This is a genomic window from uncultured Amaricoccus sp. (assembly GCF_937858865.1).
GTDB lineage: Bacteria > Pseudomonadota > Alphaproteobacteria > Rhodobacterales > Rhodobacteraceae > Amaricoccus.
In genome coordinates this window covers 1-10,743 of sequence record NZ_CALLYO010000527.1, presented here as the reverse complement: position 1 = coordinate 10,743, position 10,743 = coordinate 1, and the positions used below count along the sequence as shown (strand labels likewise).

Below are 10,743 nucleotides of genomic sequence, written 5' to 3'. Positions count from 1 at the left end.
GGGGGAACCTGCCCGATAGGGAAGGGCGGAGTGCCCGGCGGCGGGACGGGTAACCGGGTTTTCCGGATGCCGGGGGGTGGGAGACGGTGCCGCCGGCGTTGGCGGAGACGCGCGCCGCGGGCGGGACGCAGCCGCACGCGGGCGGCCGGCGCGGCGCTTCCGCCAACCGGCGGGGCGGGCCGCAAGGCCTGCGCCGGCGGGCGGCAGGGGGGCGGTGGGGGGTGTGGGCGGTCACTTGATCCCCGCGGAGGCGATGCCGGTGGTGATGAAGCGTTGCAGGACGACGAAGACGAGGACGACGGGGATCATGGTGACGACGGTCATGGCCAGGATGTAGTGCCATTGGACGTTGAGCTCGCCGGCGTAGGTGTTGAGGCCGACCTGCAGGGTGTAGAGCTCTTTTCGCGATAGCACGATGAGCGGCCAGAGGAAGTCGTTCCAGCGCCAGACCACGGAGAAGATGGCGAGGACGGCGAGCGCGGGCGCGGTGAGGGGGAGGATGATGCGCCAGTAGATCTGCCACTCGCTGGCTTTGTCCATGCGGGCGGCGTCGATGAGCTCGTCGGGGATGGTCAGCATGTACTGGCGGAGGAGGAAGACGCCGGTGGGGGTGGCGACGGTGGGGAGGATGACGCCCCAGAGGGAGTTGAAGAGGCCGAGGGCGGAGATGACCGAGTAGAGGGGGACGAGGATCACCGAGAGCGGGACCATGAGGGTGGCGATGATGAGGAGCATGACAGTGCCGCGGCCGCGGAAGTCGTACTTCGAGAGGGCGAAGGCGGCCATGGAGTTGGTGAGGAGGGTGATGAGGGTGGCGGCGACGGTCACGAAGACGGAGTTCCTGAGGTAGGTCAGGAAGTCGAAGTGGAGGAAGGGCTCGGTATAGTTGGTCCAGGCGAGGCCGAGGGAGCGGACGGGCTGGCGGTCGGCGATGGGGACGCGGAAGGTCTCGTCAGGGGCGGCGGGGTTGGCCATCTGGGCGACGATGCCGACGCGGCGGAGCTCGGCGAGGGTGCGGGTGGTGCCGTCCTCGAAGGTGACGCGGTAGAGGGGTTTTGGCTCGCCGTTCACGGTAGCGGTCTGGGCGATGTAGGGGAGGAGGGTCGGGGGGAACTGGGCGAGCTGCTGCGGGGTCTTGAAGGAGGAGGCGACGAGCCAGAGGGCGGGGCCGAAGATGACGAGGAGGCCGGAGAGGAGCCAGGCCCAGGTGACGATGTCGGTCCAGTGCCAGCCGGGGCCGCCGCGTCGGCGGGTGAGGAAGGCGAGGGCGGTCATTTGCGTTCGGCGCGGCGGGCTAGGCCGAGTTGGGCGAGGGTGAGGAGGACGAGGACGGCGCCCATCAGGATGGAGGCGGCGGCGGCGAGGCCGGGGTTGCGGAGGAGGGAGGCGAAGCCGATCTCGTAGATGTATTGGGTGAGGAAGAGGGTGGAGGTGCCGGGGCCGCCGCCGGTGAGGACGTAGACCTCATCGAAGATTTGGACCGCGCGGATGAGGGCGAGGACGATGACGACGAGGAGGTTGGGGAGGAGGAGGGGGAGGGTGATGCGGAGGAAGACGCGGGTGGGGCGGGTGCCGTCCATCTCGGCGGCTTCGTAGAGGTCCTTCGGGATGGCCTGGAGGCCGGCGAGGAGGATGAGGGCGTAGAAGCCCATGTGCGCCCAGACCGAGACGCCGACGGCGGCGGCGAAGGCGGAGGTGCGCTCGGTCAGCCAGTTGACGGTGTCGAAGCCGAGGCTGTCCATCGCCCAGTTGAGCAGGCCCTGGCGCTGGAGGATCCAGCGCCAGATCAGGCCGACGACCACGGGCGAGAGGAGGACGGGGAAGAAGAAGACGGCGCGCCAGAAGGAGCGGCCCGGGAGGCTGCGGTTGAGGATGAGGGCGGTGATCATGGCGGCGGCGGTCATCAGCGTGACCTGGAGGAGGACGAAGCGGGCGGTGTTCCAGACCGCGGTCCAGAACTTGTCGTCGCGGCAGGTCATCGGGTCGAGGTGGTTCTGGCAGTCGACGAGGCGGGCGTAGTGCTGGGCGCCGACGAAGGAGCGGTCGGCGAGGAAGAGGGCGTTCCCGCCGGTGACCGAGTAGGCGAAGTTCGTGAGCATCGGGAAGAGGACGAAGATGCCGAAGATCGCCATGTTGGGCAGGAGGAAGAAGGCGATCATGCCGCGCTCGCCGGTGGTGCGCTGGAGGGCGCGCAGGGCCGGGTCGAGGAGGCGGGCGGCGGCGGCGAGGGGGGCGGTGGCGAGCTTCATGCGGCCCGGTCCACGTAGCGGGGAAGTCGAAACGGTGGGCGTGGGCGCATGTGCGCGCGAGTAAATGTCGCGTGAAGTATACTTCGAGATATATTTATGAAAAAGGTGAAAGTAAGGTGAAACGGTGCCTGCGCGACATTGCGTCGCGCATGTCCCTGAGGTGGGGACAGGGCGGGTCTATATTTTCGGGCGTCGAGGGGATGGCAAGAGGTTGCGGGCGCGCCCGCAGCCTCTTGCGGGACGCCGGGAATCACTGGGCGGCCTGGGCCACGGCGTCGGCGATGTCCTGGTCCATGCGGGTGAAGGCGTCGTCGAGGGAGAGCTCGCCGGCCATGACCTGGCTGGTGCGGGTGACCAGCGCGCCGTAGTAGGCGTTGGCCCATTTCCAGGGCGGCAGCAGCTGGGCGGCGGGGGCGACGAGCTGGGAACTGGCGACGAACTTCTCCAGCGCGGGCTGGACGTGCGGGTCGTCGCTGACGAACTGGAGGCCGCCCTTGGCGATGACGCCCTGGTGGGCGGGGAGGAAGAGGGTGCGCTCGGAGAATTCCTTCACCACCGGCTCGCTGGCGAGCCATTCCATGACTTTCGCCACCTCCTCGGGGTTCCTGGTGTACTTGATGGCGACGAGCGCGGCGCCGCCCTGCAGGCCGGAGCAGGCGACGGTGCCGCAGGGAGAGCCGGTCGCCACCCAGTCGAAGGCGTCGCCGATCTTGGTGGAGAGGTTCGCCACCTGCCAGCTGCCGGAATAGTAGAAGGGGATCTGGGCGTTGATGAAGTCTTCGGCGGCGGCGCGGTAGGTGGAGCCGGCGGCGGAGACCCAGACGTCGCGGAGCATCCTGCCCTCTTCGGTCCACTCGACGAGCTTGCCGACGAAGGTGCGGACGCCTTCGTCGACCGGGGCGGGCTTGCCGTCCTCGGCGACGTAGTTGGCGCCGTAGGAGACGTTCGGGCCGGAGATGCGGTGGCCGGAGCGGTCGATGGCGAAGGCGGCGGGGAGGTCGAGAGCCTCGGCGACCTGGGCCGAGGCTTCGACCCAGTCGTCCCAGGTGGCGCTGTCGCCGGGGAGGGGGACGCCGGCCTGCTCGAAGAGGGTGGCGTTGGCGAAGCCGCCGGTCAGCGTGAGCTGGGTCATGAAGCCGGTGATGGCGTCGGAGCCGTCGGGGCGCATCCAGTCGAGGGTGTCGGCGAAGCTGGTGCGCCAGCTGTCGGGGTCGGCGAGGTAGGGGGTGAGGTCGAGCCAGTGGTCGGCCTGCTCCTTGAGGTTGGTGACGCGGGCGATGTCGGGACCCTGGCCGGCCTGCAGCTGGATCGGGAGCTGCTCCTGGATCACCTGGTAGGCGACGTTGTCGAGGATGACGTTGATGCCGGGGTTCTCGGCCATGAAGCGCTGGACGAGGTCCTCGATCACCGCGCCCTCGACGCCGTCGGAGTACCACATCAGGCGCACGTCGCCGGCGGCGGCCGGGGTGGCGAGGAGCAGGGCGGCGAGCGTGGTCAGTCGGAGCTTCATGGTGTCCTCCCCTGGAAGCCTTCGCGTTCCGTCCGCGTGCCCCGGATGGTCCAGCGGGCGGGGTCGAGGGTGCGGCCTTCGGCCGTCACGGTTCCGTCCGGGCCGAACTCGACCATACCATAGTCGGGATCGTCAACGACGATGCGGCCGTCCGGGTGCTCGGCGAGGGCGAGGGCGGCGAAGCGGGCGCGGAAGGCGGCGTAGTCGCCGCCCGCGGTCACGGCGCCGAGGCGGAGCAGCCAGCGCGCGCGGCGGCCGGCGCGGCGGAGCTCGCAACGGGCGCTCGGGCCGTCGGTGACTTCCTCGAGCGGGCCGTCGGCGACGAGGGCGGCGAGGCCTTCGCCGGAGCGGGCGAAGGCGGTGCGGCCCTGGACGTCGCTCTCGTCGAAGGCGGGGCGGGGGAACCAGGCGTGGGCGAGGTCGGGTTGCGGTTCCGTGCCGTCGAAGGCGACGAGCGCGAGGGCGCGGTACTGCTGTACGCGGGGGATCGAGGCGCTGCCGCCCCAGTAGGAGGGGCGGGCGGAGCCGGACTGGAGGAGCTCGCCGGGGTGGTTGAGCCAGATCTGCGCCTGGGGGTTCGCGCCGATGCGGGCGTGGACGAGGGTCTCCTGGTAGCCCCATTCGCGCCAGCGGTAGCCGGCGGCGGTGCCGAGGGCCCAGGCGCGGGTCTTGCAGTGGGTGAGCGCCGCGAAGCCGTTCTCGCCCTGGCGGAAGGACCATTCCTGCTCGGCGTCGGATTGCCAGAGGGCGCGGGCGGTGAGGTCGGGGAGCTGGAGGCCGTGGTCGCGGAGGCAGAGGGCGAGCTGGGGGAGGGCGTGGAGGCGGGCGCCGATCGAGCCCTTGCCCCACAGCAGGCGGGCGATGGCGGAGAGCTCGAGCGAGGCGGCGGCGCGGAGGGAGTGCTCGTAGGAGCGGCCCTGGGCGGCGGTGAGGATGCCCTGGTGGGCGGAGTTGGCGACGATCTCGAGGAGGCGGGCGATGGCGCGGGCGGCGCGGGCGCGGATGTCCGCGTCGGGGGCGAGGGCCTGCAGCGCGGTCAGGCCCTTGAGGTCGATGGGGAAATAGGGGGCCGAGTTGAACTCGGCCATCTCCCAGCGCTCGAAGTGGTCGAGCCAGGCGCGGACGCGGGCGGCGCCGGTGGCGGATTGCTCGGTGCCGGTGCGGTTGGAGCGGGCGAAGCGGGCGGCGGGGAGGAGGTGGCCGGCGAGGTAGGCGGAGGTGTGCAGGAGGAGGGCGTGGTTCTCGGAGAAGTACCATTGGACGTCGTTGCCGGGCTCGTCCAGCCAGTAGCGGTAGGCGAGCAGGGTGCGGTCGATCCTCTCGGCGAGGCCGGGGGAGAGGTCGGCGGCGTGGCGGGCGCGGATCCAGAGGAGGGGGACGAGGTAGAAGTCGGCGCAGTCCCAGCAGTCGGCGATGGGGTGGAGGAAGGCTTCGATCATCGCCTCGGTCGGGCGAGCGCGGTCGTCGGGTCGGGCTCGCCGGTGGCGGCGGCGGTGGCCAGCGCCTCGGCGATGCGGTCGGGCGGCGGGGGGCCGGGATCGCGGGCGATCTCGAGGCCGAGGGTGCGGGAGGCGGTGAAGCCGGCGGCTTCGAGGGTGACGGTATAGCGGCGGAAGTCGGGCGGCAGCGACTCGGCCGGGCCGAGCGGGAGGCGGTTGCCGGCGGCCTCGCGAACGAGGGTGACGTGGCGGGGGTGGATGCCCTCCCCCTCGATCTCGATGGTGGCGCGGGCGGGGCCATCGAGGGCGAGGGGGAGGGCGAGGGCGACCTCGCCCGTGGTGTAGGCCGGGGCCTCGAAGTGCATGGAACCGAGGGCGGATTCGAGCCGCTCCACGGCGGAGGGCGGCGCGTCGAAGGGGTTGCCCTGGCGGGCGGGCGGGCCGGAGAGCCAGTCGAGCCGGAAGCCGAAGCGGGTGTCGCGCTCGGCGAGGTCGTCGAAGAAGACGCGGAGACGGTTCTCGCCGGCCGCGAGGGGGAGGGCGATCTCGGTCCCGGCCTCCCTGTTGCGGGTGTAGGGGGCGAGGTGGCCGGCTTCCGTGCCGTCGCGGAAGAGGACCGCGCCGCCGCAGGTGGCGAGGCGGAGGCGGGCGGGGCCGGCGGCTTCGGCGAGGACGAGGGTCTCGGCCCAGGCGGCGAGGCGGGTGGGGCGGAACCAGAAGCCGGAGAGGTCGAGCGAGGGGGCGCCGAAGGGGAGCCAGTTGCGGGTGAAGACGGGCGTGCCGCGGACGTCGGGGCGGCGGCCGCGGCGGGCGGCGGCGAAGGCGGTGCGGCAGGGGTATTCGTGCGGGATGAAGTTGCGGTCGCGGGTGAGGAAGAAGGCGGAATCCATCCCGCCCGACATCGGCGCGTCGGGCAGGTCGTAGCGCGCCTCGGCGACGGCCGAGACGCGCCAGTAGCGGAGCGGCGTCCCCGGAGCGAGCGGGTGGAGCAGGTCGGTCATGGCCCCTCTCCCCGGGGAATCGGCGGATGCTCTCGATGCGCAGCATGGCGCCGCGCGCGCCGTAGCCAAACGGTTATCGGTGGCCGGAGGCGCCGCGGGCGGGGAACGCGATCGCGCCGGCGCGGGTTGCGCCGAAGGGTGCTGGACAGCGGCGGGAAAGGCGCTAGCCTGCCGGCATGTCGCGCGCCCTTCTCCTCGCTCTCGCCCTGCTCGCCGCGCCGGTGACGGCGGTGGCGGAGGAGTGCGTGGTGCTGCTGCACGGGCTGGGGCGGAGCGGGAACTCGTTCCTGGTGATGGAGGAGATGCTCTCCGCGGCCGGGTTCAGGGTGGTGAACCGCGGCTATCCCTCGACCGAGATGACGGTGGAGGATGCGCTCGCCTATGTCACCGATGCCGTTGCGGAATGCGGCGAAGCGCGGGTGAACTTCGTCACCCATTCCATGGGCGGGATCCTGGCGCGGGGGTGGCTGAAGCTCAACCGGCCGGAGGAGATGGGGCGGGTCGTCATGCTGGCGCCGCCGAACCAGGGGTCGGAGGTGGTCGATCTCTTCGCCGACCTGCCGATCTTCGAGCTGGCGACGGGGCCGGCCGGGCAGGAGCTCGGCACCGCGGGCGGGATCGCCGAGCGGCTCGGGCCGGTCGACTTCGAGCTCGGGGTGATCGCGGGGAACCGTTCGGTCAACCCCCTGTTCTCGGCGGTGATTCCGGGGCCGGACGACGGGGCGGTGTCGGTGGAGAGCACGCGGATCGAGGGGATGGCGGACCATATCGTCATGCCGGTGACGCATACCTTCCTGATGAACAACCCCCTCGTCATCGCGCAGGTGGTGGCCTTCCTCGAGACGGGGAAGTTCGACCACGGGATGACCATGGGCGACCTGGTGCGGCGGGTGACGGGCGGCAGGTGAGCTCCCGCGGAGCCAGGAGGAGGAAGAATGTCAGCGTTTCCCGAACGGGCGAGGGTCGTCATCGTCGGGCTCGGCGGCATCGTCGGCGCGTCGGTCGCGCATCACCTGGCCGAGCGCGGCTGGGACGACATCGTCGGCATCGACAAGTCCGGCATCCCGACCGACATCGGCTCGACGGCGCATGCCTCGGACTTCTGCTATGCGACCAGCCATGATTTCCTCAGCTGCTGGACGACGCTCTACTCGGTCGATTTCTACGAGAGGCTCGGCCACTACGCCCGGATCGGCGGCATCGAGGTGGCGCGCGTCGGAGACGACGAGCGGATGGCCGAGATCAGGCGCAAGGTCGACTCCGGCAAGGCCTTCGGCACGCGCGCGCGGCTGATCGAGCCGGCCGAGATCAAGGCGAAGTTCCCGCTGATCGAGGAGAGCCTGGTCCAGGGCGGCCTCTGGGACCCGGACGCCGGCCTCGTCATCCCGCGCTCGCAGACCGTCGCCGGCAAGCTCGTCGACCGGGCCGAGGCGGCGGGGAAGCTCAAGGCCTTCGCCAACACCCCGGCGACGTCGCTCGTCATCGAGGACGGGCGGATCCGGGGGGTCGTGACCACCCGCGGCACGATCATGGCCGACCGCGTCGTGGTCTGCGCCGGCCTCTGGGGGCGGCTGGTCGCCGGGATGGCCGGCGAGGACCTGCCGGTTATGCCGGTCGACCATCCGCTGACCTTCTTCGGGCCGTACGACCAGTTCGCCGGAACGGGCGCGGAGATCGGCTGGCCGCTGATGCGCGACCAGGGCAATTCGGCCTACATGCGCGACACCGGCGATCCGAAGACCGCCGAGGGCGGGCAGATCGAATGGGGCTACTACGAGGAGACGAACCCGCGCCTCGTCCACCCCCGCGACCTGCTGGAGAAGGAGCAGGCGCGGCTCTCGCCGTCGCAGCGCGACCTCGAGATGGAACAGGTGCTCGAGCCCCTGGAGCGGGCGATGGAGCTGACGCCGATCCTCGGCGAGCTCGGCTACAACGAGGGGCATTCGTTCAACGGCCTGCTGCAGGTGACGACCGACGGCGGGCCCTCGATCGGCGAGAGCCGGAAGGTGCGCGGGCTCTGGTACGCGGTCGGCATCTGGGTCAAGGACGCCCCCGGCATGGGCAAGCTCGTCGCCGACTGGATGACCGACGGGCGCACCGAGATCGATCATGCGCGGATCGACTATGCCCGCTTCAACCCCTTCGCGCTGACGGAAGAGTTCATCGCGGCGCGCTGCACCGAGACGGCGCGCAAGATCTACAACCCGCCGGTGCACCCGCGCGAGCCCTTCGCCGGCGGGCGCGGCATCCGCCGCTCGCCCTTCTGGGAGCGGGAGAAGGAACTCGGCGGCTACTTCATGGAGCTCGGCGGCTGGGAACGGGCGCACGGCTATGCCGCGAACGAGCACCTGCTGGAGAAATACGCCGACCGCGTGCCGGTGCGCGGGAACGAGTGGGACAACCGGCACTTCTGGCGGGTGTCGAACGCCGAGCAGCTGGCGATGAGCGAGGACTGCGGGCTCATCAACCTGTCGCACTTCCACATCACCGACGTCGCGGGGCCGGACCATGTCGCGCTGATGGAGTGGCTCTGCGCGGCGCGGATCGGCGGGGACGCGAACATCGGCAAGGGCATCTACACCCACTTCCTCGACGACGAGGGCATGGTGCGTGCCGACTTCACGGTCTTCCGCATGGCCGACCGCATCCGCATGGTGAACGGCGCCGACGCCGGCCCGCGCGACTTCCACTACATGCGGCGGGTGGCCGAGGACCGGGGCCTCGACGTGACGATCACCGACGTCGCCGAGAAGGTCGTGACGATCGGCATCTGGGGGCCGAACGCGCGGGTGAACCTCGCGAAGGTGGTCGAGGATCCGGACGCGCTCGCGAAGGAGAACTTTCCGTTTGCGGCGATCCGGCCGGTCCGGATCGCGGGGAAGGACGTGACCGCCTTCCGCATCTCCTACGTCGGCGAGCAGGGCTGGGAGCTGCACATGGCCTACGAGGACGGCCTTGCGGTCTGGGACGCGCTGCGCGCTACGGGTGTGATGCCGGTGGGCGTCGAGACCTATGCCAACAGCCGGCGGCTGGAGAAGAGTCTCAGGCTGCAGAACGCCGACCTGCTGACCGAATACAACCTGCTGGAGGCCGACCTCGCCCGGCCGAAGGTCAAGGAGGCGGACTTCCGCGGCAAGGCGAGGCATCTCGAGCACCGGGCGCGCGCGCACCAGCCGGCGATGCTCTGCACGCTGGTGATGACCGGCAACGTCGATTTCAGCGGCGTCGCACGCTATCCGGTCGGGACGCTGCCGGTCCTGGACCCGGCGACCGGCGAGACGCTGGTCGACGCGCTCGGGCGGCGGTCCTACACCACCTCCATCGCCTACGGGCCGAGCATCGGCAGGAACATCGCCCTCGCCTATCTGCCCTGGGCCTGGTGCCAGGAGGGCCGCAAGCTCGCGGTGCAGTATTTCGGCGAGACCTATCCGGTCGAGGTCGCGGGCGTCGGCTACCGGCCGCTCTACGATCCGGAGAACGCCAGGCCGCGGAGCTGAGTCCCTCTCGTCGGGCGTGACGGCGGCCGCGGGGGCGCGGCCTTGCCTTCGCCGGTCCGAGGGCGCAGGTAGCGGGCATGTCGCTCGCCGCCCTCACCGAGGAGATTCTCGCCTGCCGCCTCTGCGCCGGGCGCTTCGCGGCGACGGCGACGGCGCACGCGCCCCGGCCGGTGCCCTGGCTGTCGGAGACCGCGCCGATCCTCGTCTGCGGCCAGGCGCCGGGCGCGCGCGTGCATGCGCTCGGCCGCCCGTTCGACGATCCCTCCGGCGACCGGCTGCGCGACTGGCTCGGGGTCGACCGCGCCGCCTTCTACGACCGGCGCCTCTTCGCCGTGCTGCCGATGGCCTTCTGCTTCCCGGGCTACGACGCCAAGGGCTCGGACCTGCCGCCGCCGCCCCTCTGCGCTGAGACCTGGCGGGCGCGGGCGCTCGCCGCCATGCCGGCGGTGCGGCTGACGCTCCTCATCGGCGGCCACGCCCAGCGCTGGCACCTCGGCCGGGCGCGCCCGGTCTCCGAGGCGGTGCGCGACTGGCGCGCCGCCGGGCCGGGGCTGCTGCCGCTGCCGCATCCCTCCTGGCGCAACACCGCCTGGCTGAAGCGCAACCCCTGGTTCGAGGCCGAGCTGGTGCCGGAGCTGCGCGCCCGCGTCGCGCGCCTCCTCGAGACGGTGCCGGCATGAGCGAGACCCCGATCGACCGCGCCCACCGCGAGCAGGCGGCGGACCCCGACGACCCCGCCCGCCGTCTGCGGCTCTACGAGCGGGTGCTCGACGCCGAGCTCCTCCTCGTCCTCGCCGCCCCGCCGGGCGAGGCGGAGGAGCTCAGCCCGCTCGTCCTCGACCTCCCCGAGGGGCCCTTCGTCCTCGCCTTCGACCGCGACGACCGGCTCGCCGACTTCCTCGGCGAACCGGCGCCCTTCGTCGCCCTCTCCGGCCGCCGCGCCGTGCGGCTGCTGGCGGGGCGGGGGACGGGCCTCGCCCTCAACCTCGGCGCGCCCTCGGCGACGATCCTCGACCCCGCGGCGCTCGGCTGGCTGGCGGCGACGGC

Annotated in this window: 9 protein-coding genes; 4 read left to right on the top strand and 5 right to left on the bottom strand. The window is 71.6% G+C overall.

Annotated elements, in window-relative coordinates; all coding sequences use genetic code 11:
* Positions 1–231: 231 nt before the first annotated feature.
* From Q0112_RS15395 to Q0112_RS15375, 5 genes are all read right to left on the bottom strand, one after another.
* Complete coding sequence (locus Q0112_RS15395; RefSeq protein WP_297976810.1) at positions 232–1,275, bottom strand: carbohydrate ABC transporter permease; 1,044 nt, start codon at positions 1,273–1,275, stop codon at positions 232–234.
* Positions 1,272–2,249 (bottom strand): carbohydrate ABC transporter permease, encoded by a 978-nt coding sequence (locus Q0112_RS15390; RefSeq protein ID WP_297976808.1) that lies wholly within the window; start codon positions 2,247–2,249, stop codon positions 1,272–1,274. Before Q0112_RS15390 ends, Q0112_RS15395 begins: the two co-directional genes overlap by 4 nt.
* A 250-nt stretch (positions 2,250–2,499) precedes the next feature.
* Complete coding sequence (locus Q0112_RS15385; RefSeq protein ID WP_297976806.1) at positions 2,500–3,759, bottom strand: ABC transporter substrate-binding protein; 1,260 nt, start codon at positions 3,757–3,759, stop codon at positions 2,500–2,502.
* Positions 3,756–5,198 carry a hypothetical protein gene (locus Q0112_RS15380; RefSeq protein WP_297976805.1) on the bottom strand — a complete coding sequence of 481 codons (1,443 nt, stop codon included), beginning with the start codon at positions 5,196–5,198 and terminating at the stop codon, positions 3,756–3,758. Before Q0112_RS15380 ends, Q0112_RS15385 begins: the two co-directional genes overlap by 4 nt.
* Entirely contained in the window at positions 5,195–6,199 is a 1,005-nt protein-coding gene (locus tag Q0112_RS15375; protein WP_297976803.1) for a hypothetical protein, read from the bottom strand. Before Q0112_RS15375 ends, Q0112_RS15380 begins: the two co-directional genes overlap by 4 nt.
* Positions 6,200–6,375: 176 nt before the next feature.
* On the opposite strand from Q0112_RS15375, the gene Q0112_RS15370 reads away from it, so the two are divergent.
* From Q0112_RS15370 to Q0112_RS15355, 4 genes are all read left to right on the top strand, one after another.
* The gene (locus Q0112_RS15370; RefSeq protein ID WP_297976801.1) at positions 6,376–7,107 is read left to right on the top strand and encodes an alpha/beta fold hydrolase; all 732 of its coding nucleotides are present in this window, start codon (positions 6,376–6,378) and stop codon (positions 7,105–7,107) included.
* A 27-nt stretch (positions 7,108–7,134) separates the two neighbouring features.
* Complete coding sequence (locus tag Q0112_RS15365) at positions 7,135–9,696, top strand: FAD-dependent oxidoreductase (protein ID WP_297976799.1); 2,562 nt, start codon at positions 7,135–7,137, stop codon at positions 9,694–9,696.
* Positions 9,697–9,773: 77 nt separating this feature from the next.
* Positions 9,774–10,376, top strand: coding sequence for a uracil-DNA glycosylase family protein (locus Q0112_RS15360; RefSeq protein WP_297976797.1), 603 nt, complete (start codon positions 9,774–9,776; stop codon positions 10,374–10,376).
* On the top strand, positions 10,373–10,743 hold a 371-nt coding region (locus tag Q0112_RS15355), incomplete at its 3' end, for an SseB family protein (RefSeq protein WP_297976795.1). The genes Q0112_RS15360 and Q0112_RS15355, both read left to right, overlap by 4 nt.

Bases quoted from the DNA above. Each gene is read 5' to 3' on its own strand.
- Q0112_RS15395 (WP_297976810.1), bottom strand. From the start codon at position 1,275: ATGACCGCCCTCGCCTTCCTCACCCGCCGACGCGGCGGCCCCGGCTGG.
- Q0112_RS15360 (WP_297976797.1), top strand. From the start codon at position 9,774: ATGTCGCTCGCCGCCCTCACCGAGGAGATTCTCGCCTGCCGCCTCTGC.
- Q0112_RS15365 (WP_297976799.1), top strand. From the start codon at position 7,135: ATGTCAGCGTTTCCCGAACGGGCGAGGGTCGTCATCGTCGGGCTCGGC.
- Q0112_RS15370 (WP_297976801.1), top strand. From the start codon at position 6,376: ATGTCGCGCGCCCTTCTCCTCGCTCTCGCCCTGCTCGCCGCGCCGGTG.
- Q0112_RS15385 (WP_297976806.1), bottom strand. From the start codon at position 3,759: ATGAAGCTCCGACTGACCACGCTCGCCGCCCTGCTCCTCGCCACCCCG.
- Q0112_RS15380 (WP_297976805.1), bottom strand. From the start codon at position 5,198: ATGATCGAAGCCTTCCTCCACCCCATCGCCGACTGCTGGGACTGCGCC.
- Q0112_RS15375 (WP_297976803.1), bottom strand. From the start codon at position 6,199: ATGACCGACCTGCTCCACCCGCTCGCTCCGGGGACGCCGCTCCGCTAC.
- Q0112_RS15390 (WP_297976808.1), bottom strand. From the start codon at position 2,249: ATGAAGCTCGCCACCGCCCCCCTCGCCGCCGCCGCCCGCCTCCTCGAC.